The organism is Psychroflexus torquis ATCC 700755, from assembly GCF_000153485.2.
GTDB lineage: Bacteria > Bacteroidota > Bacteroidia > Flavobacteriales > Flavobacteriaceae > Psychroflexus > Psychroflexus torquis.
Map to the genome: position 1 here is coordinate 2743062 of NC_018721.1, position 22586 is coordinate 2765647.

Below are 22586 nucleotides of genomic sequence, written 5' to 3' on the forward strand. Positions count from 1 at the left end.
ACATAAACAAGGAATTATAAAGGCTTGTGATTAAAATAAGCAACAAAATTTTAACACCTGTCCAAATCAGGGGAAATGAATATTATTCTTATGTTTGCAAGATGCTTAAAACAAATAACAAATCTTGGTGGTGGTCTTTATTACGTCAAACGTCGTGACTTAGATCCTGCTATGTAAATATATCATAAAGGCTTGTCTATCACGACAAGCCTTTTTTCATTTATAACATTTGAACAAACACTATGAGTTATTCACTTAAAACCACTCACCAAAAGCTTCTGGCCGATACCTTTACGCCAGTAAGTGCCTACCTAAAGATAAGGGATAGATACCCGAATTCTCTTCTTTTGGAAAGTAGCGATTACCATACCAACGATAACAGCTTCAGTTATATCTGTTGTAATCCTATTGCCCATTTCAAGGTTGAAAATGAACGGATAGAACTCAAGTATCCTGATGGCAGCTATAAACATATCGATATTGATGCTGAGGTAAATGTTACCGATGAGCTTCAAAAGTATTTGGCTGAATACGACGTAGAAGAACAAGATTTTAAATTTCTAACGCAAGGTCTTTTTGGCTTTACCACTTACGATGCGGTACGGTATTTTGAGAAACTGACAATCGATAAGAGCAAGTCCAAACTCAACTTACCTGATATGCTTTACAATGTCTTTCAAAATGTGATTGTAATCAATCATTTCAATGATGAGGCTTATATTTTTGACCATAGTTATGATGGATCTAGTCGCCTTTCAGAATTGAAATCTTTGCTAAAGAATCAAAATTATACCGAATATGATTTTGAATTAGATGGTAAAGAAGAATCCAATATTACTGATGAAGAATTTATGGCTTCTGTGAGCAAAGCGAAGGTGCACTGCCAACGTGGGGATGTTTTTCAAATGGTGATGTCAAGACGATTTTCTCAAGGTTTTAAAGGCGACGAATTTAATGTATATCGCAAATTGAGAAGCATCAACCCAAGTCCATATTTGTTTTACTTCGATTTTGGTGACTATAAAATTTTTGGAAGTTCTCCGGAAGCCCATTTGGTGGTTCAAGATGGAAAAGCAGAGATACACCCTATTGCTGGGACTTTTAAGCGGACTGGGAATGATCAAGACGATGCTGCTATGGCCTTGAAATTGTCTGAAGATGCTAAAGAAAACTCTGAACATGTGATGCTGGTGGATTTAGCCAGAAACGATTTAAGCCGAAATGGGAAAAAGGTCAAGGTAGAAACCTATAAAGAGGTGCAATATTTTTCGCACGTGATTCACTTGGTGAGTAAAGTAACGGCGGAGGTAAAGCAAGAAGACAGCTTAAAGCTCCTTGGCGACACCTTTCCTGCTGGAACGCTAAGCGGCGCACCAAAACACAATGCGATGACTTTAATCGAGAGCTACGAAAACATAAGCCGTGAAGCTTATGGCGGAGCTATAGGGGTTATTGATTTTAAAGGGAATATGAACCAAGCGATTATTATCCGCAGTTTTGTGAGCAAAGATTTGAAATTATATTACCAAGCGGGAGCAGGAGTCGTGAGCGACAGTACAGAAGAAAATGAATTACAAGAAGTCATCAACAAACTTGGAGCTTTGCGTAAAGCTCTAGACCACTAAAATTCAAACCATGAAAAAAATATTAGTTATAGATAATTATGATTCTTTTGTGTACAACTTGGTGCATTATTTGGAAGAATTTGATGCAGACGTGACTGTTAAGCGAAACGATGAGGTCAGTCTAGAAGAGGTGGAGTCTTATGATAAAATCTTACTCTCTCCTGGTCCTGGTATTCCTGACGAAGCTGGCCAGCTGAAGGCGATCATAAAAGCCTATGCTCACCAGAAACCAATGTTAGGTGTTTGCCTTGGTCAACAAGCTATCATGGAAGTTTTTGGTGGTGAGTTATTTAATTTAGACAAGGTACACCATGGCGTGGCTTCTGAAATTAAAACCCTAGTAGACGATGAAATTCTATACAAGGATTTGCCTAAAGTTATGATGGTAGGGCGTTATCATTCTTGGGTCGTTAAGCCTGAATTGCCAGACTGTCTTATGGCAACATCCATCGATGAGCAGGGACAAATCATGTCGTTACGCCACAGAGAATTTGACGTGAGAGGGGTTCAGTTTCACCCTGAGTCGGTACTGACTCCAGAAGGAAAACAAATGATTAAAAACTGGATCGAAAGCTAATTCACTCTCAAAACGACTATAAAATGAAATATATACTCAATCGCTTAATCCAACAGGAACAGCTTTCTAAAGATGAAGCCAAAGAAGCTCTATTACAGATTTCTAACGGCGATTTTAGTGATTTACAAATCGCCTCTTTTCTAACTGTTTTTATGATGCGAAGCATCAGTGTGGAGGAACTTGAGGGCTTTCGCGATGCCTTGCTCGAGCTTTGTATTCCTGTAGATTTTCAAGGAGAAACCCTTATGGATTTGTGTGGTACTGGTGGTGATGGTCAAAACACCTTCAATGTGTCTACAGCGGCTTCGTTTGTAGTGGCTGCGATGGATGTAAAAGTTGCTAAACACGGTAACTACGGGGTATCTTCGGTGAGCGGAAGCTCTAACGTTTTGGAGGCGATGGGCATCAAATTTTCCAACGAACAAGGCTTTTTAGATTCTTGTATGGAGAAAGCCAATATTGCCATTCTTCATGCACCGCTGTTTCATCCCGCTATGAAAAACGTAGCACCTATCCGGCAGTCCTTAGCCCTAAAGACATTTTTTAATATGTTAGGACCTATGGTGAATCCCGCTCGTCCAGACTTGCAATTAGTTGGAGTTTATGATTTGGAGCTCTTGAGAAAGTACCAATACCTCTACCAAAAAACGTCTAAGACCTATTGCATTCTGCATGATCTCAACCAGTATGATGAGATTTCGTTGACGGCGAAAACCAAATGCGTGACCAATTCCAAAGAAATCTTTCTTTCTGCTGAAGATTTTGGAGTATTACCAGTGTCGAAAGAAGAGATTTATGGCGGTGATACGGTTAAAGCTGCTGCCGATATTTTCTATCAAATCCTGAGCGGAAAAGGGACGGTCGCACAAAATCATGTGGTATGTGCCAATGCTGCAGCGGCTATTTCCACTGCAGAGCCTGTAGCGATAAGTGACGCCTTTATAGAAGCTAAAGCTATTTTGGAAGGTGGTAAAGCTTTAGAAGTATTAAATCAACTAAAAACCATAAGTCAGTCATGAAGCGGATTTTAGAAGAAATTATAGAGTACCAATACGCAGTAGTCAAACATAAGAAACTCAGTATGCCAGTGGAGGTTTTAAAAGCCTTCCCTGAGTTTTCTAGACCTACACGAAGCTTGAAGTCAGCAGTGGTAAATTCAGAATTGGGGATCATTTCAGAATTTAAGAGACGCTCACCAAGTAAAGAAGCCATCCATCTAAAAGCAGATGTTATGGAGATTGCTCAAGCTTATGAACAGATGGGTGCAACAGGCATTTCAATTTTAACCAATCAGCGTTATTTTGGAGGGAGTCTGGAAGATTTGCAATTGGCAAAATCGGTTTGTGACTTGCCTTTGTTGCGTAAAGATTTTATGGTCGATGTTTATCAGGTTTATGAAGCTAAAGCCTATGGTGCCGATGCTATTTTATTAATAGCAAATGCTCTGCCAGCTCAAAAACTAGAAGAATTAGCAATTTTGGCCCATAATTTAGGTTTAGAAGTCCTTTATGAAATTCATGAAGCAGAAGAAATCCATAAATTATCGGAATCGCTTATCGACCTGATTGGAGTGAACAATCGGAATCTTCAGACTTTTGAGGTGTCACTTCAGCAAGGCTTAGACATGTTGCCACATTTACCAACAGATCTTCTAAAGATCTCCGAAAGTGGGATACAAGATGAGAGTACTATCAAACGTCTTATCGAACAAGGCTTTAACGGTGTCTTAGTGGGTGAGTTTTTTATGAAACAACATAAATATAGCAAATCATGAAGATAAAGGTATGTGGAATGAAAGACGCCGTAAACATTGAGGCGATCAGTCACTTGGAGGTAGATTACTTAGGTTTTATATTTTACAAAGCCTCCCCTCGGTATGCAGAGACTCCAGTTTACCTTCCGGAAAATATCCGAAAGGTGGGAGTGTTCGTCAACGAAACTCAAGAATCAATTTTGGAGAAAGTCAAGCAATTTGGTTTGGATATCATTCAGCTCCATGGTCACGAAACCCCTTCGTTTTGCGAAGGTCTTTCGGAATCTTTAGCTAAAAAAGGACATCCTAAGGTTGAACTTTGGAAGGTGTTTTCGATCAAAACTCCAGAGGATTTTGAAGGAATGGAGGCTTATAGTTTTTATGTCAATAAGTATCTACTGGACACCAAAGGACAATATAGAGGCGGTAATGGACAAAAATTCGATTGGCAAATGCTTTATCAGAAGGACTTCTCAAAACCCGTGATGTTAAGCGGAGGGATAGGGCCTGAGGATGCCGAAGCGGTTGTAAAACTGTATCAAGATGGTATAATAGAAGGCGTAGATGTTAATAGTGGCTTTGAAGACGAACCCGGACTTAAAAATAAAATAGCAATAAAAGAATTCATTAAAACCATTAGAACTTATGAGCAAGTATAGCGCGAATGACAAAGGATTTTATGGTGATTTTGGGGGGGCTTACATCCCAGAATTATTATATCCTAATGTGGAAGAATTAAGACAAAACTATAAACAGATTATTGCTACGGATGATTTTCAGAAGCAATTTAAAAGTCTATTAAAAGACTACGTAGGGCGGCCAACGCCTTTATATCTAGCTGAAAATCTCAGCGAAAAGTACAAGGCTAAGATATACCTGAAGCGTGAAGATTTATGTCACACCGGCGCACATAAAATCAATAACACCGTAGGGCAGATCCTACTTGCTAAGGCATTGGGCAAGCACCGCATTATCGCGGAGACAGGAGCAGGCCAGCATGGGGTGGCAACAGCTACGGTTTGTGCATTGATGGGACTGGAGTGTATCGTCTATATGGGAGCTGTCGACATCGAGCGTCAAGCCCCTAACGTGGCGAGGATGAAAATGTTGGGAGCGACGGTTGTCCCAGCGAATTCAGGAAGTAAAACCTTGAAAGATGCTACTAACGAAGCAATTCGGGATTGGATTAACCATCCTAGAGATACCCATTACATTATCGGTTCTGTGGTAGGACCGCATCCGTATCCCGATATGGTCACTCAGTTGCAAAGTGTTATTTCCAAGGAAGTCAAAACGCAGTTGCTAGAGAAGGAAGGTCGAGAATTACCAGATTACCTCATCGCCTGTGTTGGAGGGGGGAGTAATGCTGCGGGATTGTTTGCGGATTTTATGGATCACGAAGAGGTAGGGATCATCGGTGTAGAAGCCTCTGGGAAAGGAGTGGAGACAAATGAGTCTGCGGCGACAACTATTTTAGGTCGAGAAGGCATCATCCACGGGAGTAAAACCTTGCTGATGCAAAATACCGATGGACAAATCACCGAGCCGTATTCTATTTCTGCAGGACTGGACTACCCAGGGATTGGACCTATGCACGCGAATCTCTATAAAACGGGGCGTGGGAAATTTGTCTCTATTACTGATGCAGAAGCTATGGAAGCAGGCTTAGAGTTGAGTCGTATAGAAGGGATTATCCCTGCGATAGAAACGGCACATGCTTTTGCGATTTTCAAGTATTTGGATTTCAAAGAAGACGATGTGTTGGTCTTTAATTGCTCAGGACGTGGCGATAAAGATTTAGATACCTACAGAACGTATTTCGGATATTAAGATCTTCGGAAAGACATACAGCTAGCTTAGACGCTTAGCAAATTTAATTTAAACCTCTTATGAATAGAATTAATAGAGCCTTAGCTCAAGATAAAAAATTGATTTCCATCTATTTCACAGCTGGATACCCGCAGTTGGAAGATACCACGGAAGTCATTAAACGCCTTACTGATTCCGGTACCGATGTGATTGAAATTGGATTGCCGTATAGTGACCCTTTGGCCGATGGGCCTGTGATCCAAAAAAGCTCAGAGCAAGCCTTAAGAAATGGCATGAGTACCAAAAAACTATTTCAACAGTTGGAAGGTATTCGTGATCATGTGGATATTCCTCTTATCGTAATGGGGTATTTTAACGCGATGTTACAGTTTGGAGTGGAAGATTTCTGCAAAGAATGTAAAGCTATTGGAATTGATGGAATTATCATGCCCGATTTACCCATTGATATTTTTGAAGTGGATTACAAAGAATTATTTGAAGCACACGGCTTAAAATTTATTCCGCTCATCACTCCAGAAACATCTGCAAACCGAATTAATACCATCGATGCTTTAGGGGATAGTTTTGTCTATATGGTAAGTTCATCCAGTACTACTGGTGGCCAGCAAGGTTTTGGAGACGAGGCCTTGTCTTATTTTAAACGCATAGCCGATATGCAGCTTAATAATAAGTTGATGGTAGGCTTTGGAATCAAAGATGCGTTGAGTTTTGAACAAGCCAGCAGATATACAAGTGGTTGTATAATTGGGTCAGCTTTTATTCAAACCCTTACCGAAAAAGGTTTGGACGGGATCACAGGGTTTATTCAGTCATTGAAGTAGGTAGGGCCGCATATTCGAATAGTCAAGGTTAAGCTATGAATTCATATTTTTTTTGACTCACGACTCACCACTCTTCACTGTCATTCCGTGCATGAGGATAGCCGTGATACGGAAGGAAAATTTATTTAATTGCTTTAGCCCCTTTAGCTATAAATCTATAATTTAATTTAGGGGAGACAATCGCAGCGATGTCTTCCTTACTTTTACCAGCATCTTCGGCATAATGCTTTAGTGTTTCCACATCTGTTTTTTCTATAAACGCTCTTCCTTCTACAACCATCTCATGACCTTTACTGTCCTTTGGTACATAGAACCCGTAATTTTTAAAAGTTACATGCACATTCATGTCTTCGGGGAGATCTAATTTCATCCAACAGCCTTTTTTAGCACAAACGCTTTGGACTTGAGATTGAAATTGAACTTGAAGGGTATCTCCAAGAGATAAATCTTGGTACATTTTCAACATATCCTCTGCTTTTTTAACCTCTTTATTTTCAAAAGACACTCCAAATTGATCATCGGTTAGAATACTTAATTCTTTTTCTTCTGAAGGAGTTTCTGTGGTTTTTTCAATTGGTTTTTGTTTTTCTTCAGAGGAATTCTGCTGTCCACAAGCCAAAAACATTAATAAGATTGGTAATAAAAGAAGCTTTTTCATGATAATAATTAAAAATTTATAATAAGAATTACAACAAAGTTAGGAATCTTCCTGAATTAACCTTGCTAAATTTTAGTACATTTGCAAAAACTTAAAAGTAATGAATAGCACCGATATACGACTAGATATTACTAAAATCCCTAAGTCTCGAATTGACGCTGTGGATTTTGAAAATCTCCAATTCGGGAAGCAGCACGCTGACCATATGATGTACTGCGACTTCATAGATGGAGAATGGCAAACGCCAAAGATTGTTCCTTATGGACCAATGCAGTTTGAACCTTCTGCTAAGGTGTTTCATTATGGTCAGGCGGTCTTTGAAGGTATGAAAGCCTTCAAAGATGAAGAGGACAAGGTTTGGTTATTTCGACCAGAGCAAAATTTTCAGCGTATCAATAAATCTTCCAAACGGATGGCTATTCCAGAATTTCCTGAAAGCCATTTTTTTGCGTCTTTAGAAGCTTTATTAAAGCTCGATAAGGATTGGGTTAGGAAAGGTGGAGGAAACTCCTTGTATATCCGCCCTTTTGTTATCGCTACAGAAAGTGGAGTATCGGCTTCTGAATCTGACCGGTACCGGTTTATGATCATCACCTGTCCTGCACAAGCGTATTATAGCAAACCTATCAAAGTTATTTTTGCTCAAGATTATAGCCGTGCTGCCGATGGTGGTGTTGGTTTTGCTAAGGCTGCAGGAAATTATGGTGCACAATTTTATCCTACTAAACTAGCCAAGGAAAAAGGCTTAGATCAAATTATTTGGACCGATGCTAGTTCTCATGAATACTTAGAAGAAGCGGGGACGATGAACATCTTTTTTAGAGTGGGAGATAAACTTTTTACAGCACCAACCAATGATAGAATTCTCGATGGGGTGACTCGTAAAAGCATTATCCAACTTGCTAAAGATAAAAATGTAGAAGTAGTCGTTGATAAGGTTTCTGTGAAACAAATCGTAGAGGCCGCTAAAAGTGGAGAGTTAAAGGAGATTTTTGGAACAGGAACAGCAGCTGCAATCGTGAGAGTCGAAGGCTTTGAGCACGATGATGTGTATTATGATCTTCCAGATATTGAGGAGCCATACGGTACTTTTTTTAAGAAAAACCTTCAAGACATTCAATATAACCGTGTAGAAGATACTCACGGATGGACTCGTCAAGTGATATAAGAAATTGTTATAACTAATCAAAGAAGCCCGATGTACCCTCATTGGGCTTCTTTGATTTATATGCTGCCCCAATTTTGGGATAATTTCAGCATCTGTCAGTTCGAGTAATGGGTTTTGGTGGTGAGTCGTGGATTAGTATAGTGGTGAATAGTTCCTGTCAATTCGAGTGATGGGTTTGTGGCGATAGACCAAAGCCATTGTATCGAGAACTTGATTAAGCCTAAGGGAGCTATTAGAGGTGAGTCAAAATAACTATTAATTGATAATTAAGAATTTTTAATTCAAAAAGTAGTTTTATTGAAGCACGAGGTGAAACCTCATAAAACTTTGTCATGGTGAATTTATTTCAGCATCTTCATTAACTTAATCTTAGACCCTGAAACAAGTTCAGGGTGACAATATTCAGGGCTCTTCTGTTAATGTCTGTTCTCGATTAAACTCAGAACTTCATTACACTTCTCGATACGATTTTCTATCAAAAATCACTCGAAGTGACAAGTTTCTCAATAGCTAGAAAACGGCCTACGAAAAGAGGACGTAAAAATTAAAGTGAAGGTGTCGTCAAATTTTAGACTGTTTGAGGCTGCCTGAAGGAGTCACTGAGTCACTAGTCGTGAGAGGTGAGTAAAACCAATTAAGAATTTTTAATTCAAAAGTAGTTTTATTGAAGCACGAGGTGAAACCTCATAAAACTTTGTCATGGTGAATTCATTTCAGCATCTTCATTAACTTAATCTTAGACCCTGAAACAAGTTCAGGGTGACAATATTCAAGGCTTTTCTGTTAATGTCTGTTCTCGATTAAACTCAGAACTTTATTATACTTCTCGATACGATTTTCTATCAAAAATCACTCGAAGTGACAAGTTTCTCAATAGTTAGAAAGCGGCCTACGAAAAGAGGTCGTAAAAATTAAAGTGAAGGTGTCGTAAAATTTTAGACTGTTTGAGGCTACCTGAAGGAGTCACTGAGTCACTAGTCGTGAGAGGTGAGTAAAACCAATTAAGAATTTTTAATTCAAAAAGTGGTTTTATTGAAGCACGAGGTGAAACCTCATAAAACTTTGTCATGGTGAATTCATTTCAGCATCTTCATTAACTTAATCTTAGACCCTGAAACAAGTTCAGGGTGACAATATTCAAGGCTTTTCTGATTATTTTTTGGGCGATGCAAAAAAGAAAAAGAGAGTAATTTAAACACTAAAATAGAAAACCTTAGTGCGCTATTTAAAAAGATTCCGTATCGCGGCTATTGCCTTGCACGGAATGACATTACGTTTTGTCATGTTTAAAAAGAGCGACTAGTCAACAGTGGTGAGTTTTGAGTGGTGAGTAGGAATAGAAGTGGACTAATTATTAACTGATAATTATTGCTATGATGCCCCAGTCTCGAGATAATTTCAAAATCTGTCAGTTCGAGTGATGGGTTTGTGGCGATAGACCAAAGCCATTGTATCGAGAACTCGACTAAGTACCTAACATTAAAGCACTTCTCGATACAATTTTCTATCGAAAATCACTCGAAGTGACAGGTGTCGTAAGTGGTGAGTCAAAATAATTATGAATTGATAATTAAGAATTTTTAATTCAAAAAGTAGTTTTATTGAAGCACGAGGTGTCAAGCTTCTCGGTACAAAGAAAACGGCCTACGAAAAGAGGTCGTAAAAATTAAAGTGAAGGTGTCGTAAAATTTTAGACTGTTTGAGACCGACTTCAGGAGGTTGAGTTTCTAAAATTTAGACATCAAACGTAAATTTTAGACTGAAGTTCGTCAGCCTAGATTTTTTTGGTTCGTTTTTTCATCAATGGAAAAAATGAATGAAAACACTAATTCTTTCTAAAATTTAAATAAGGATATACACTTGAAAAGATTTCGCATCACGCTATCGCATGCAAGGAATGACAATGCCAAGTTTAGGGTGACAACTATTGAAGATTTTTTATGCTGCCCCGAAGTCTCCGGATTATTCCAGCCTCTGGTCGAAGTATAAAGGCTCATTTTAGCATCTAGTTAAAACCTTACTAAACCTTAGCTGAGGCTAAAATAATCTCGCTAAATTTATCTCAAATATCAATTAATTGTATGCGGGTTTTAATTACAGGAGCAACAGGATTAGTCGGGCAAGCTTTAGTTAAGTTATTCCATGAGAAAGGCATATCTGTAAACTATCTAACCACAAGCAGATCTAAAATTAAAACTCTACCTAATTATCAAGGTTTTTATTGGGATCCTTCTATGTCAGAATTAGATGTAGAGAGTTTAAAAGACGTCACGACTATCATTAACCTAGCTGGAGCGAGTGTGGCAAAAAAATGGACGTCTTCCTATAAAAAAGAGATTCTAAATAGCAGATTAGATACCTTAATGACGCTCAAAAAAGCATTGTCTATCGAAGACCATCAAGTTGAGCAACTTATTTCTGCCAGTGCTATTGGGCTTTACAAAGATTCGTTGACCAAGTTTCATGAGGAAGAACAGTTTTCTCCAGGTAACAATTTTTTGGCAGATGTCGTATTGCAATGGGAAGCCGCTGCCGATGAGGTTGGTAAACTCGGAATAGACGTCGCTAAAATCCGAATTGGATTGGTTTTAGCTAAAGATGGCGGTGCCCTTGAAAAAATAAAACAACCTATCGAAAATTATATAGGGGCGCCTCTGGGAACTGGGAAACAATGGCAATCATGGATTCATATCGACGATCTAAACAGGATTTTTCTCTACGTCATGGAGCATAAACTAGAAGGGGTTTTTAATGCTGTAGCGCCCAGCCCAGTGAATAATAGAGAATTAACGGAATGCATCGCTAAGCGTCTTGGAAAGCCACTTATCCTTCCAAAGGTTCCTGCCTTTGTTCTGAAATTAATGCTAGGAGAAATGGCGACAATAGTTTTAGGGAGTCAGTTAGTGAGCTCTAAGAAAATGCTGTCTACAGGATTTCAGTTTAATTATGCTCAGCTAAAGCCTGCTCTTGCCGATTTGCTATAATAATCTTAGTAGCTGATTATTTCCTATTTTTTGAGTAAATTTAGATTCTTGAAATGATAAGTGCACCGCAATTAAATCTGTATTTATAACAAGATAACAGAAATTCAACGTTATTGAGATGAAAACATTCATTGCCCTATTTTTACTAATCACTATGACCTCTACTTTTGCACAAGATTCTCTTAGTTATTTAGCCTTAGGCGATTCCTATTCTATAGGAGAGCAGGTCTCTGAAGAGGAGTCTTGGCCTGTCCTATTGACCAGCTTTCTTAACCAGCAAGGATATCCTGTAGAAAAGCCTGAAGTTATTGCAGTCACAGGTTGGAGAACAGACGAGCTACAAGATTTTATCGCTTCGCTGCATTATAAGAAAGAGTCTTTTGACTTGGTTTCTCTGCTTATTGGAGTCAACAATCAATATCAGAAAAAACCTTTTAAAAAGTTTAAATCTGAATTTGAAGATCTTTTAAAAACTGCAATTGAATTAAGTAGTCAACACAACAAAGGTGTTTTTATAGTGGGTATTCCAGATTATAGTTTGTCTAAATTTGCTCAAGATGAAAAGTTAAAAAAAGTTTCTTCACGATTAAAACGCTACAATAGATACATCGAGAAAATGAGTCAGCGCTACAATGTGGTTTACTTTCCTATGCAACAATTCAGCAAACCCTTGCATAAAGAGAAACTCATGTTAGCCGAAGATTTATTACACCCAAGCGGACTTCAATATAAGGCCTGGGTAGATAGTTTTAAGGATGAAATCCTCTCTAAAGTAAAAAGTTTTTAATATGCAAGAAGCCTTTCTTCATAGCGTTTGGAAATATAAAAAATTGGATACTAGCCAATTGAAAACAACGCGTGGAGAATCTCTCCAGATTTTGAATACAGGGTTTCATAACGAAACAGAATCTGGCCCTGATTTCTTTAAAGCTGAAATAGTCATCGATGGGCAACACTGGGTAGGAAATCTGGAAATACATATCATTTCATCAGATTGGTATGCCCATAAGCACGAGGTGGATTCTGCTTACGATAATGTTATTTTGCATGTGGTTTGGGAAGAGGATGTTGGCATATTCAGGAAAGATGAAACACTAATACCTTGTTTGGAACTTAAACACTATATCTCTGCAGAACAGGTTTTAGCTTGCGAATCTTTGTTAAGCAATACCACTAAACAGTGGATTAATTGTGAAACCCATTTTAAAGACGTGGATACTTTTAAACTTAATAACTGGCTAGAGCGACTCTATATAGAGCGTTTGGAAGATAAAAACGAACTAATTCTGAATTTATTAAAAGTGTCTCATAATAGCTGGGATGAGGTGGGCTTTAAGCTTATGGCCAGAGCTTTTGGCTTGAATGTAAATGGAGAAGCCTTTTTGCAAATGAGTAATGCTGCCGATTTTAAAGTCTTTCAAAAATGTTTTCAGCATCCTCTTCAATTGGAGGCGTTGTGCTTTGGATTAGGTGGACTATTGAATTCAGACTCAGAAGACGTTTATTTTAAAAAGCTTCGGGATGAATACGGCTTTTTAGCGCAAAAATTTCAGTTACCCACAAAGGTAAATAGTCAATTAAAATACTTTAGGCTTCGACCAGACAATTTCCCGACCATAAGGTTATCTCAATTTGCGAGCTTATATCATAAAAAGCCAAACTTATTTTCTGAGCTAATTCAGTGTAAAACCAAACAAGAATTAAGCAATAACTTAGACGCAAAAGTGTCTAGCTATTGGAAAACCCACTATACCTTTGGGAAAGAAAGCAAATCCAAAACGAAAGCCTTAAGTCAATCGTTTAAAGATCTTTTAATTATAAATACCGTTTTGCCTTTGAAGTTTGCTTATGACAAATACAAGGGACAGGACGATTTTGAAACGACTATTTATCCGATTATTACCGCCTTAAAACCAGAACAAAATAGCATCACCAAAGGATTTGATACCTTAAAAACCAATGTGGTGGGTTCTGCTTTGGAAAGCCAGGCTTTTATTCAATTAAAAACCAAGTATTGCGACCTTAATCGCTGCTTGAAATGCCAGGTCGGCCTAGAACTTATATACTCATGAAAAATTTTATATATAATCTACGGACATTTTTTGAAAAGCACGGATTTTATGTGAGCTCTCGCCTTGCTGATAAGTTAGGAATGAAAGCAAAGTCAGTGCGAATTTTTTTCATTTACATCTCTTTTGCTACCTTCGGTTTTGGTTTTGGACTTTACCTGACTTTAGCATTTTGGTTGAAATTGAAAGACTTGGTCTATACCAAGCGCACCTCGGTATTTGATTTATAAAACGGATTTATGAAACGCAGTATCATTACCACAAAAGATGGTTCCAAAACGATAAGACTTGAAGATTGGGATGAGCATTATCATTCTACTCATGGTGCTATCCAAGAATCTCAACACGTTTATATTGAAGCAGGTCTAGACTATTATAATGATTTGTACCAACCTAAAACTCTGAAAGTTCTGGAAGCTGGTTTTGGGACTGGTCTCAATGCCTTGCTGTCTTATTTCTGGGCGGAACACCATGGAGTTTCTGTGGATTATACTGGATTGGAGGCTTATCCAATTTCTAATGAGGAACACTTAGCAATGGAGTACCACAGAGAACTTGTCTCTGCATCTGCTCAACAGGTCTATGAAGATTTACATAAGGCGAAATGGGAAGACTGGACATCGATTTCCAAGGCCTTTCAGCTCAAGAAAAATAAGATGTTTTTTTCCGATTTAAAGTTAAAACAAGAGGTGGATATCGTCTTTTATGATGCTTTTGGTCCAAGTGTCCAGCCTGAATTATGGGAAGCTCCACTATTTTGGAGGTTCTATGAGGCCTTGACTCCAGGAGGTTTTTTTGTTACCTATTGCGTAAAAGGAACCGCCAGAAGAGCTTTGCAAGCTATTGGCTTTGAGGTGGATATTATAGAAGGTCCTCCGGGGAAACGGCATATGATGAGAGCTCAGAAACCTTGCCGTTAAGTCTTAATAAATACAAAACTACTTCTTAAAGATTTTAGGGTTTTGAGTTTGAATGCAAAGCATATTTTTTGCATATTGCGGGATGTTTTGAAATCTACAAGATTCCGACATGGCTTTTTACAATGAAAATATTAAATTATAAATAACCTTATGGTAAGAAATATCAGTCTGATTGTTTTTCTAATGTTCACTGTTTCATTGACATTTGCTCAAGATTTACAAGTTGAAGAAACCTTAATTAACCCTTCAGAACAAATTAATGACGGTCAAATAGAATTGAATGTATCAGGAGGAATTCCTCCTTACACTTACGAATGGAGTGATGCAGAAACACCATTAAGTTCAGCTAAATCTAGTCATCTTACAGAAGGGATAACCCATGCTGTAAAAGTAACAGATGCCAACGGGGACTTTGTTGAAAAATCTTTCGAAATAAAAACTGAATCTATTGTAGAAAGTTTTAATGGTACGTTTAAACCTATTGTAAACAGCATGGGAAGTGTTCTGTTCTGGGATCCCTTTGCAGCAGTTGGTATTTACGATCCAGTAGTCTACACGAAGGAAAAATTATTATTTGCCCCACGTTGGGAACCTAATACTCAAAATAAATTTCTGCTCAAGCAATGGCTTGTCCAAGAAAATGAAACGGTCAAAAAAGGACAAGATATCGCCATCATAGAGGTTGATGGAGAAAGTGAAATTGTAAAGGCACAAGCCAATGGAAAAATAGATCACCTGACAATGGAAGGGGACTATATTTATGATCCTAATAATAAACAAGATGTCATTACCCAAAATGCTCATAAGTTTGGTAAAATTACATTTGATGATCCAGTAGCGCTGACCCATCCTAATGGAACTCCTTTAACTAAGGATATACCCTTTATAGTCATTTGGCTGATCTTTGGGGCGGCATTCTTTACCTTTAGAATGGGCTTTATCAACATTAGAGGTTTCAAACACGCTTTACAACTCGCCAGAGGAAAATACGACGAGCCTAATGCACCAGGTAGAATTACGCATTTTCAAGCTTTAGCAACTGCAGTTTCTGCTACTGTTGGACTTGGGAATATTGCGGGTGTAGCTATTGCTGTTTCCTTAGGAGGTGCTGGTGCTACTTTTTGGATGGTTCTTGCTGGTTTTTTAGGGATGTCTTCTAAATTTGTAGAATGTACCCTGGGTGTAAAGTATAGATTTATCAATAAAGAAGGCCGAATCTTTGGTGGTCCAATGAATTATTTGAGATATGGTCTTGAAAAACGGAATATGGGTAAATTGGGTAAATTTTTAGCAGCTTTTTTTGCTATTTTAGCTATTGGAGCTTCTTTTGGAGGAGGTAATATGTTCCAAGCCAATCAATCTTTTGCGATTTTGTCCGGTCAAATCCCATTTTTAGTAGGAAATGGCTTTTGGTTTGGAGTCTTTTTAATGGTGTTGGTAGGAGTTGTCATTATTGGAGGTATCAATAGTATTGCAAAAGTAACCGGTAAAGTAGTCCCGGTTATGGCTGGGGTTTATATCTTAGGAGCACTAGTGGTTATAGGGATCAACATTGATAATCTAGGCCCAGCTCTTAATGCAATCTTCTCTGGTGCATTTACACCTACAGCGCTTAAAGGTGGCTTTATAGGAGTGCTGGTTGTCGGTTTTCAAAGAGCAGCTTTTTCAAACGAGGCTGGTGTAGGTTCTGCTGCTATAGCTCACTCTGCTGCCAAAACTAACCATCCACCCTCAGAAGGCTTTGTTGCTTTATTAGAACCATTTATAGATACGGTGGTTGTTTGTACACTTACGGCTTTGGTATTGATCTTTACAGGGATGCATGAAGTAGAAGGAGTATCTGGTGTGCAATTGACAACTGATGCGTTTGGAAGTGTGATCTCATGGTTTCCATACGTCCTATCTGTTGCCGTATTCTTATTTGCTTTCTCTACAATGATATCTTGGTCTTACTACGGAATGAGAGCTTGGACTTATATTTTTGGAAGAAGTAATCGATCAGAATTGATTTATAAAATTATATTTTTATTGTTTGTAGTCTTAGGAGCTTCTGTGAGCCTAGGAGCTGTATTAGATTTCTCAGATATGATGATTTTAGCGATGTCTTTTCCTAATATTATTGGACTTTATATCATGTCTGGTGAAGTGAGAAAAGATTTAAAAGAATACATGACCAAGTTAAAATCAGGGCAAATCTATAAAAAGGAAGTTTTGAAAAAATAAGAATCCACTCATGAACTCTTCAAGGAAATTCCGTTTTGGCTACACTAAAGGTGACCGAAACGGAATTTTTCTATTTAGCCTTATTTTGACTGTAGGTATAGCTACCAATTACTTTAGCTTGAATACATTATCTGATGCCAACACCCCCTTTGAATTTTCTAAAACAGCAGATTCTCTTCATCGCGTTGTAGATTCGTTAAAAAAACAACAAAGCCTTGAGGGTCAAAGAGTCATTTATCCTTTTAATCCTAATTTTGTAAATGATTATAAAGGTTACACTTTAGAAATGACTACCGACCAGATTGACAGGCTTCATGAGTTTAGAGCTAAGAAACAATGGATCAATTCCAATGTTCAATTTCAGAAAGTGACTGGGGTTTCCGACCAATGGATGACAACCTATAGTCCTTATTTTAAATTTCCAGATTGGGTGATTGAACGCCGACAACAAGACATCAAAAAACCGAGGCGCGAGTCATTAAAATATTCAGAAAAGAAAGACCTGAATACCGTTGAAGTTGATGATTTGATCTTGGTATCTGGAATAGGAGAGACCTTAGCCAATAGAATACTAAGGTATAGAAGCCAGTTAGGGGGTTTTGTCAATTCAATTCAACTTAAAGATGTGTACGGCTTAAAATCAGAAGTGATAGAACGTTTGGAAGAGCTAATCGTTTTAAAAACGCCTTTAAAAATAGAGAAGCAAGACTTCAATACTATTAGTGTGCTTGAGCTGTCTGAGCTTCCTTATTTCGATTATGAAATGTCTAGGAGCATAGTCAACTTTATAAAATTGAGAGAAAATATCAGTAATTTTGAAGAATTATCAAAAATTGAAGGGTTTCCAAGTTATAAATTAGACAGAATTCAATTATATTTGGAAATTATAGAATAATACTTAAAATAATAGACTTAGAGATATGGATCACATGTATTTTAGTGAAGAACATGAAATGTTCAGAAAGAGTTTAAAGGAATTCCTTCAGAAGGAAGTTGTTCCTCATTTAGATAAATGGGAAGAAGAAGGGAGCATAGAGCGTTTTATTTGGAAAAAGTTTGGAGATATGGGCTATTTTGCCCTAGCTTCTCCAGAGAAATATGGGGGCTTAGATTTAGACTTATTTTATACTATTATCCTTTTAGAAGAACTTCAGAAAATAAATTCAGGTGGTTTTGCTGCAGCGATATGGGCACATGCTTATCTAGCTATGACTCACGTCAATAAAGAAGGAAGTGAAGAGATAAAAGAAAAGTATCTATCAGGTTCTATTTCTGGAGACATGATTGGATGTCTCTGTATCACTGAACCTTATGGGGGCTCTGATGTTGCTGGAATGAAAACCACGGCGGTAGAAAAAGAAGACACTTTTGTGATCAACGGGTCTAAAACATTTATCACTAACGGCGTTTATTCCGATTACCTCATAGTAGCTGCTAAAACAGCTCCGGAGAAAGGAGGAAAGGGCATGAGTATTTTTCTAGTGGATAGAGATACACCTGGGATTTCTGCTACCAAGCTGAATAAGTTAGGTTGGAGGGCCTCCGATACGGCTGAGCTTGCTTTCGATAATGTTGAAATTCCTAAGTCACATTTGATGGGAGAGCGAAATCAAGGTTTTCCATATATCATGCAGCACTTTGCTCTTGAGCGTCTTATTATGGGTGTGAATGGTCATGCAAGAGCAGAATATGCCTTGGAATATGCGATTAAGTACATGTCGGAGCGTGAAGCCTTTGGACAGACTATCGATAAATTTCAAGCTTTAAGGCATAAAATCGCAGAGCGAAGTAGTGAAGTTGAAATGGCTAAAGCTTTCAATTATACAACTGCAAAACGTCTAGATGCTGGAGAATACGTTGTGAAAGAAGCAACCATGTCCAAGTTGCTTTCTACTAAAATTGCCGATGAGGTTATTTACGATTGCTTGCAGATGTTGGGTGGTTATGGTTATGTAGAAGACTATCCTCTAGCTAGAATGTTTAGAGATAGTAGATTAGGACCCATCGGTGGTGGTACTTCTGAAATTTTAAAAGAAATTATCGCCAAAATGGTGATTGATAACAAGGACTATAAGCCAGCTACTTAATTGATTGAGGGCTTAAAGTTTTGATAAAGATGTTTGGCGAAAATATCCTCAAAATTATCTTCAAAATGGTGATCGATAATAAGAATTATAAACCAGCGACTTAGTTGGTATTTAATTATAAATTTGTAACCATGTTCTCTTAGGGACATGGTTTTTTTATGATATATATTGATTCTTTTTTAGAGTACCTCCTACTGGAAAAGAAGTATGCTAAGCTTACTATCATTTCTTACGCTACGGACTTAGCGCAATTTCAAGTGTTCATATTAGAAACATACGATACAAGGGAAATGTCTGAAGTCAATTACCCTATGATTCGACAGTGGATTGTTGGTTTTATAGAGTTAGGGTTAACACATAAAACCATCAACAGAAAGCTATCTACCCTCAAGACTTTTTTTAAATTTCTTTTGAAGATACAAGTGATAGCGGTGAATCCGATGGTGCAGCATAAGTCCTTAAAATTGCCAAAACGTCAGCAAGAGGCATTTTCCGTCCTTGAATTGGAGAAAGTTTCCGATTATTTTGAAGATGTCACCTTTGAAGGTCTTAGGGATCATCTTATCATTGAATTGTTGTATGCTACAGGGATGCGAAGGCAGGAGTTAATCGACCTTCAGTTAAGCAGTCTCGATTTAAAACAACAACAGCTTAAAGTGCGCGGTAAACGCAACAAAGAGCGACTCATTCCCTTGCTTGACTCTATCTCTTTTTTAATAGAGCGCTATTTGCAGGAAAGAAGTGTTTTGCTGCCTCAAGGGAGTCAACTCTTTGTTACTTCAAAGGGAAAAGCTATTTATCCGAATTTAGTTTATAGGGTGGTGCATTCTTATTTTGAAAAAGTATCTACAAAGAAAAAATTAAGTCCCCATTTATTAAGGCATGCCTTCGCTACGCATTTGTTAGATAAAGGAGCTGATATTTCAGCTATAAAGGATTTATTAGGACATAGTAGTTTAGCGTCTACAGAAGTTTATACCCATTCGAATTTTAAAGAGTTAAGCAAAGCTCATCAAGCCGCACATCCACGCTCACAGGGCGATGAGTAAGCTGATTAGATTTATTTTCAATTTAATTAGAAAAAAAGTAAAAAATAATTTTCAGATATCAAAAATCGTTTTATATTTGCATCCCGTTACTAAAAGTAGCGATTGACATACTGATAAGCCGATGTAGCTCAGCTGGCTAGAGCAGCTGATTTGTAATCAGCAGGTCGCGGGTTCGAGTCCCTCCATCGGCTCTATTATCAGATTATTCGGGGAGATACTCAAGCGGCCAACGAGGGCAGACTGTAAATCTGCTGGTTTCACCTTCGCAGGTTCGAATCCTGCTCTCCCCACAACCAAGTCGGATAACGTCAGACTTTGAATTGAAATAGTGATTAAATAAGCGGAAGTAGCTCAGTTGGTAGAGCGTCAGCCTTCCAAGCTGAATGTCGCCGGTTCGAACCCGGTCTTCCGCTCTATTTTATTTCAATTTCAAATGTGTGAATGCCGACGTAGCTCAGGGGTAGAGCGTTTCCTTGGTAAGGAAAAGGTCACGAGTTCAATTCTCGTCGTTGGCTCAATTTTAAAGTCTCAAAACTTAGTTTTGTTGGCTTTTTATGTTGTTATAAACACTAACACTAATATATAACTAAGATTAAATAATTATTACTATGGCAAAGGAAAAATTTGATCGATCCAAACCGCACCTTAATATAGGTACTATTGGTCACGTCGATCACGGAAAAACTACTCTTACAGCTGCTATTACTAAGGTTATGGCAGATGCTGGATATTCTGAAGCTAGTGCTTTTGATCAAATTGATAATGCACCTGAGGAGAAAGAGCGTGGTATTACCATCAACTCTTCTCACGTTGAATATCAAACAGCCAATCGTCATTATGCACACGTTGACTGTCCAGGTCACGCCGATTATGTGAAAAACATGGTTACTGGTGCTGCACAAATGGACGGTGCTATTTTAGTAGTAGCTGCAACTGATGGTCCAATGCCACAAACACGTGAGCATATTCTTCTAGGACGTCAGGTTGGTATCCCTAGAATTGTTACTTTCTTAAACAAGGTTGACCTTGTAGATGATGATGAGCTTTTAGAGCTTGTTGAAATGGAAGTAAGAGATTTACTTTCTTTTTACGAATATGATGGTGACAATGCTCCTGTTATTTCAGGTTCAGCTCTTGGTGCTTTAGAAGGTGATGAGAAGTGGGGCAAAACTGTCCTAGATCTTATGGAAGCAGTTGATGATTACATTGAATTGCCAGAAAGAGATATTGAAAAAGATTTCTTAATGCCTATTGAAGATGTGTTCTCAATTACAGGTCGTGGTACTGTTGCAACTGGTCGTATTGAGACTGGTGTTGCAAATACAGGTGATCCTGTCGAGATCAACGGTATGGGTGCTGAAAATTTAAAGTCAACAGTTACTGGAGTTGAAATGTTCCGTAAAATTCTTAATAGAGGTGAAGCAGGAGATAACGTTGGTATCTTGTTAAGAGGTATTGAAAAAAACCAAATCACTAGAGGTATGGTTATTGCAAAACCTGGTTCTGTTAAGCCACATGCTAAATTTAAGGCTGAAGTATATATCCTTAAGAAAGAAGAAGGTGGACGTCACACACCATTCCATAATAACTATAGACCACAGTTCTACGTAAGAACAACAGATGTTACAGGTACAATCAATCTTCCCGATGGAGTTGAAATGGTTATGCCTGGGGATAACTTAACAATTACTGTAGACTTAATTCAAGCAATCGCCTTAAACGTAGGTTTAAGATTCGCTATCCGTGAGGGTGGACGTACAGTTGGTGCTGGTCAGGTTACTGAAATCATCTAATTCTTTTATAAGAATTATTAAAAAATCAGTTAAGGTGTCTATTAGAGATACCTTAACTTTTTAAATTTTCTTTTTTTAAGTGCATTTTATTTTGTTTCTTTGCACGCTTTAAAAAATGAACCATTTACGGGTTTAGCTCAGTTGGTAGAGCACTGGTCTCCAAAACCAGGTGTCGGGAGTTCGAGCCTCTCAACCCGTGCAAATCTTAAGAAGATGTCAAACTTTAAAAATTACGTAAGCGAGTCTTACGAGGAATTAAAAAATCATGTGACTTGGCCAACTTGGGCTGAGGGACAAAAACTCATGGTTATTGTAGCTGTATTTTCAATCCTTTTTTCGCTCGCCATTTGGGGAATCGATGAGGTTTTTAGCGGAGCTGTCAAGCAATATTTTAATTGGGTTAAATCATAGCACATGTCAGAAACAAGTTTAAAGAAATGGTATGTGGTTAGATCCATTAGCGGTTCTGAGAACAAGGTGAAAGATTATATTGAAAAAGAAATCTCACACCAAGGTCTTAGTGATTACGTCGATGATATCCTCGTCCCTACAGAAAATGTGGTTCAGATCCGTGATGGAAAGAAAATAACCAAGGAAAAAGTTTATTTTCCGGGTTACATTATGGTAAATGCTAACCTCGAAGGAGAAGTTGGACACGTGATTAAAAACGTGAATGGGGTTATTGGATTTTTGGGTGAAACCAAAAGAGGAGATCCTGTCCCAATGCGTGAATCTGAAGTAAATAGAATGTTGGGTAAAGTCGATCAACTTTCTACACAAAAAGAAAATGTGGCTATACCATTCAATATTGGTGAATCTATTAAAGTAGTTGATGGTCCTTTCAATAGTTTTACTGGAACTATTGATAAGATAAATGAAGATAAACGAAAGCTCCAAGTTATGGTTAAGATCTTTGGTCGTAAAACACCAGTAGAACTTAGCTATATGCAAGTAGAGAAAATTTAAATGTTACATATAATACAGAGTTGTTTTTATTTATAATGCTTCCCACTGAAAACAATTCGACTA

General features: G+C 38.0%; 21 protein-coding genes and 5 tRNA genes. 25 read left to right on the forward strand and 1 reads right to left on the reverse strand.

Going from position 1 to position 22586, the window contains the following annotated elements; translation table 11 throughout:
* The first annotated feature begins 242 nt into the window (after window positions 1–242).
* Genes P700755_RS11690 through trpA form a run of 7 tightly spaced genes read left to right on the forward strand, consistent with a single transcriptional unit; the run spans window position 243 to window position 6606 of the window.
* Complete coding sequence (locus P700755_RS11690; protein ID WP_015024872.1) at window positions 243–1625, forward strand: anthranilate synthase component I; 1383 nt, start codon at window positions 243–245, stop codon at window positions 1623–1625.
* A 10-nt stretch (window positions 1626–1635) separates the two neighbouring features.
* Complete coding sequence (locus P700755_RS11695; RefSeq protein WP_015024873.1) at window positions 1636–2202, forward strand: anthranilate synthase component II; 567 nt, start codon at window positions 1636–1638, stop codon at window positions 2200–2202.
* A gap of 23 nt (window positions 2203–2225) precedes the next feature.
* A complete protein-coding gene (trpD, locus tag P700755_RS11700; RefSeq protein WP_015024874.1) occupies window positions 2226–3221 on the forward strand; it encodes an anthranilate phosphoribosyltransferase in 996 nt (331 codons plus the stop codon).
* Complete coding sequence (gene trpC, locus P700755_RS11705) at window positions 3218–3976, forward strand: indole-3-glycerol phosphate synthase TrpC (protein WP_015024875.1); 759 nt, start codon at window positions 3218–3220, stop codon at window positions 3974–3976. The genes trpD and trpC overlap by 4 nt, the downstream gene beginning before the upstream one ends.
* The gene (locus P700755_RS11710) at window positions 3973–4614 is read left to right on the forward strand and encodes a phosphoribosylanthranilate isomerase (protein WP_015024876.1); all 642 of its coding nucleotides are present in this window, start codon (window positions 3973–3975) and stop codon (window positions 4612–4614) included. The genes trpC and P700755_RS11710 overlap by 4 nt, the downstream gene beginning before the upstream one ends.
* Window positions 4601–5785 carry a tryptophan synthase subunit beta gene (trpB, locus tag P700755_RS11715; protein ID WP_015024877.1) on the forward strand — a complete coding sequence of 395 codons (1185 nt, stop codon included), beginning with the start codon at window positions 4601–4603 and terminating at the stop codon, window positions 5783–5785. The genes P700755_RS11710 and trpB overlap by 14 nt, the downstream gene beginning before the upstream one ends.
* 59 nt (window positions 5786–5844) lie before the next feature.
* Window positions 5845–6606, forward strand: coding sequence for a tryptophan synthase subunit alpha (trpA, locus tag P700755_RS11720; RefSeq protein ID WP_015024878.1), 762 nt, complete (start codon window positions 5845–5847; stop codon window positions 6604–6606).
* 121 nt (window positions 6607–6727) lie between these two features.
* On the opposite strand, the gene P700755_RS11725 is transcribed toward trpA, so the two are convergent.
* Window positions 6728–7264, reverse strand: coding sequence for a DUF4920 domain-containing protein (locus P700755_RS11725; RefSeq protein ID WP_015024879.1), 537 nt, complete (start codon window positions 7262–7264; stop codon window positions 6728–6730).
* 100 nt (window positions 7265–7364) lie between these two features.
* Here P700755_RS11725 and P700755_RS11730 point away from each other — a divergent pair, with 100 nt between their 5' ends.
* The 18 genes from P700755_RS11730 (at window position 7365) to nusG (ending at window position 22523) form a co-directional block, all read left to right on the forward strand.
* Window positions 7365–8432, forward strand: a complete 1068-nt coding sequence (locus P700755_RS11730) for a branched-chain amino acid aminotransferase (protein ID WP_015024880.1) — start codon at window positions 7365–7367, stop codon at window positions 8430–8432.
* Between the two features lie 2081 nt (window positions 8433–10513).
* Window positions 10514–11416 carry a TIGR01777 family oxidoreductase gene (locus tag P700755_RS11735; protein ID WP_015024881.1) on the forward strand — a complete coding sequence of 301 codons (903 nt, stop codon included), beginning with the start codon at window positions 10514–10516 and terminating at the stop codon, window positions 11414–11416.
* A 118-nt stretch (window positions 11417–11534) separates the two neighbouring features.
* Window positions 11535–12203, forward strand: coding sequence for an SGNH/GDSL hydrolase family protein (locus P700755_RS11740; protein ID WP_157609290.1), 669 nt, complete (start codon window positions 11535–11537; stop codon window positions 12201–12203).
* Between the two features lies 1 nt (window position 12204).
* Window positions 12205–13488 carry a DUF2851 family protein gene (locus P700755_RS11745; protein WP_015024884.1) on the forward strand — a complete coding sequence of 428 codons (1284 nt, stop codon included), beginning with the start codon at window positions 12205–12207 and terminating at the stop codon, window positions 13486–13488.
* Complete coding sequence (locus P700755_RS11750) at window positions 13485–13715, forward strand: hypothetical protein (protein WP_003440851.1); 231 nt, start codon at window positions 13485–13487, stop codon at window positions 13713–13715. Before P700755_RS11745 ends, P700755_RS11750 begins: the two co-directional genes overlap by 4 nt.
* A gap of 9 nt (window positions 13716–13724) precedes the next feature.
* Complete coding sequence (gene mnmC2 / locus P700755_RS11755; protein ID WP_015024885.1) at window positions 13725–14405, forward strand: tRNA (5-methylaminomethyl-2-thiouridine)(34)-methyltransferase MnmC2; 681 nt, start codon at window positions 13725–13727, stop codon at window positions 14403–14405.
* A gap of 150 nt (window positions 14406–14555) precedes the next feature.
* On the forward strand, window positions 14556–16628 hold the full coding sequence (locus P700755_RS11760) for an amino acid carrier protein (protein WP_015024886.1): 2073 nt from the start codon (window positions 14556–14558) through the stop codon (window positions 16626–16628).
* A 10-nt stretch (window positions 16629–16638) separates the two neighbouring features.
* Window positions 16639–17523 carry a helix-hairpin-helix domain-containing protein gene (locus tag P700755_RS11765; protein WP_015024887.1) on the forward strand — a complete coding sequence of 295 codons (885 nt, stop codon included), beginning with the start codon at window positions 16639–16641 and terminating at the stop codon, window positions 17521–17523.
* Window positions 17524–17548: 25 nt separating this feature from the next.
* Window positions 17549–18715, forward strand: coding sequence for an acyl-CoA dehydrogenase family protein (locus tag P700755_RS11770; protein ID WP_015024888.1), 1167 nt, complete (start codon window positions 17549–17551; stop codon window positions 18713–18715).
* A gap of 158 nt (window positions 18716–18873) precedes the next feature.
* The gene (locus tag P700755_RS11775; protein ID WP_015024890.1) at window positions 18874–19764 is read left to right on the forward strand and encodes a tyrosine-type recombinase/integrase; all 891 of its coding nucleotides are present in this window, start codon (window positions 18874–18876) and stop codon (window positions 19762–19764) included.
* 117 nt (window positions 19765–19881) lie between these two features.
* Window positions 19882–19955 (forward strand) — tRNA-Thr (locus tag P700755_RS11780).
* Between the two features lie 17 nt (window positions 19956–19972).
* Window positions 19973–20054, forward strand: a tRNA-Tyr gene (locus tag P700755_RS11785).
* Window positions 20055–20104: 50 nt separating this feature from the next.
* Window positions 20105–20177 (forward strand) — tRNA-Gly (locus tag P700755_RS11790).
* Window positions 20178–20207: 30 nt separating this feature from the next.
* A tRNA-Thr gene (locus P700755_RS11795) sits at window positions 20208–20279 on the forward strand.
* Window positions 20280–20372: 93 nt separating this feature from the next.
* A complete protein-coding gene (gene tuf, locus P700755_RS11800) occupies window positions 20373–21557 on the forward strand; it encodes an elongation factor Tu (protein ID WP_015024891.1) in 1185 nt (394 codons plus the stop codon).
* Window positions 21558–21683: 126 nt separating this feature from the next.
* Window positions 21684–21756, forward strand: a tRNA-Trp gene (locus tag P700755_RS11805).
* 14 nt (window positions 21757–21770) lie between these two features.
* The gene (gene secE / locus P700755_RS19370; RefSeq protein WP_015024892.1) at window positions 21771–21968 is read left to right on the forward strand and encodes a preprotein translocase subunit SecE; all 198 of its coding nucleotides are present in this window, start codon (window positions 21771–21773) and stop codon (window positions 21966–21968) included.
* Between the two features lie 3 nt (window positions 21969–21971).
* On the forward strand, window positions 21972–22523 hold the full coding sequence (gene nusG, locus P700755_RS11815) for a transcription termination/antitermination protein NusG (protein WP_015024893.1): 552 nt from the start codon (window positions 21972–21974) through the stop codon (window positions 22521–22523).
* The last annotated feature ends 63 nt before the right edge of the window (window positions 22524–22586 follow it).

What these genes read in the sequence shown, in the direction of transcription:
- P700755_RS11745 (WP_015024884.1), top strand. Translation starts at nt 12,205, where the DNA reads ATGCAAGAAGCCTTTCTTCATAGCGTTTGGAAATATAAAAAATTGGAT.
- P700755_RS11740 (WP_157609290.1), top strand. Translation starts at nt 11,535, where the DNA reads ATGAAAACATTCATTGCCCTATTTTTACTAATCACTATGACCTCTACT.
- P700755_RS11760 (WP_015024886.1), top strand. Translation starts at nt 14,556, where the DNA reads ATGGTAAGAAATATCAGTCTGATTGTTTTTCTAATGTTCACTGTTTCA.
- trpC (WP_015024875.1), top strand. Translation starts at nt 3,218, where the DNA reads ATGAAGCGGATTTTAGAAGAAATTATAGAGTACCAATACGCAGTAGTC.
- P700755_RS11765 (WP_015024887.1), top strand. Translation starts at nt 16,639, where the DNA reads ATGAACTCTTCAAGGAAATTCCGTTTTGGCTACACTAAAGGTGACCGA.
- P700755_RS11690 (WP_015024872.1), top strand. Translation starts at nt 243, where the DNA reads ATGAGTTATTCACTTAAAACCACTCACCAAAAGCTTCTGGCCGATACC.
- P700755_RS11730 (WP_015024880.1), top strand. Translation starts at nt 7,365, where the DNA reads ATGAATAGCACCGATATACGACTAGATATTACTAAAATCCCTAAGTCT.
- tuf (WP_015024891.1), top strand. Translation starts at nt 20,373, where the DNA reads ATGGCAAAGGAAAAATTTGATCGATCCAAACCGCACCTTAATATAGGT.
- P700755_RS11775 (WP_015024890.1), top strand. Translation starts at nt 18,874, where the DNA reads ATGATATATATTGATTCTTTTTTAGAGTACCTCCTACTGGAAAAGAAG.
- trpB (WP_015024877.1), top strand. Translation starts at nt 4,601, where the DNA reads ATGAGCAAGTATAGCGCGAATGACAAAGGATTTTATGGTGATTTTGGG.
- P700755_RS11710 (WP_015024876.1), top strand. Translation starts at nt 3,973, where the DNA reads ATGAAGATAAAGGTATGTGGAATGAAAGACGCCGTAAACATTGAGGCG.
- secE (WP_015024892.1), top strand. Translation starts at nt 21,771, where the DNA reads ATGTCAAACTTTAAAAATTACGTAAGCGAGTCTTACGAGGAATTAAAA.
- P700755_RS11695 (WP_015024873.1), top strand. Translation starts at nt 1,636, where the DNA reads ATGAAAAAAATATTAGTTATAGATAATTATGATTCTTTTGTGTACAAC.
- nusG (WP_015024893.1), top strand. Translation starts at nt 21,972, where the DNA reads ATGTCAGAAACAAGTTTAAAGAAATGGTATGTGGTTAGATCCATTAGC.
- P700755_RS11735 (WP_015024881.1), top strand. Translation starts at nt 10,514, where the DNA reads ATGCGGGTTTTAATTACAGGAGCAACAGGATTAGTCGGGCAAGCTTTA.
- P700755_RS11770 (WP_015024888.1), top strand. Translation starts at nt 17,549, where the DNA reads ATGGATCACATGTATTTTAGTGAAGAACATGAAATGTTCAGAAAGAGT.
- P700755_RS11725 (WP_015024879.1), bottom strand. Translation starts at nt 7,264, where the DNA reads ATGAAAAAGCTTCTTTTATTACCAATCTTATTAATGTTTTTGGCTTGT.
- trpD (WP_015024874.1), top strand. Translation starts at nt 2,226, where the DNA reads ATGAAATATATACTCAATCGCTTAATCCAACAGGAACAGCTTTCTAAA.
- trpA (WP_015024878.1), top strand. Translation starts at nt 5,845, where the DNA reads ATGAATAGAATTAATAGAGCCTTAGCTCAAGATAAAAAATTGATTTCC.
- P700755_RS11750 (WP_003440851.1), top strand. Translation starts at nt 13,485, where the DNA reads ATGAAAAATTTTATATATAATCTACGGACATTTTTTGAAAAGCACGGA.
- mnmC2 (WP_015024885.1), top strand. Translation starts at nt 13,725, where the DNA reads ATGAAACGCAGTATCATTACCACAAAAGATGGTTCCAAAACGATAAGA.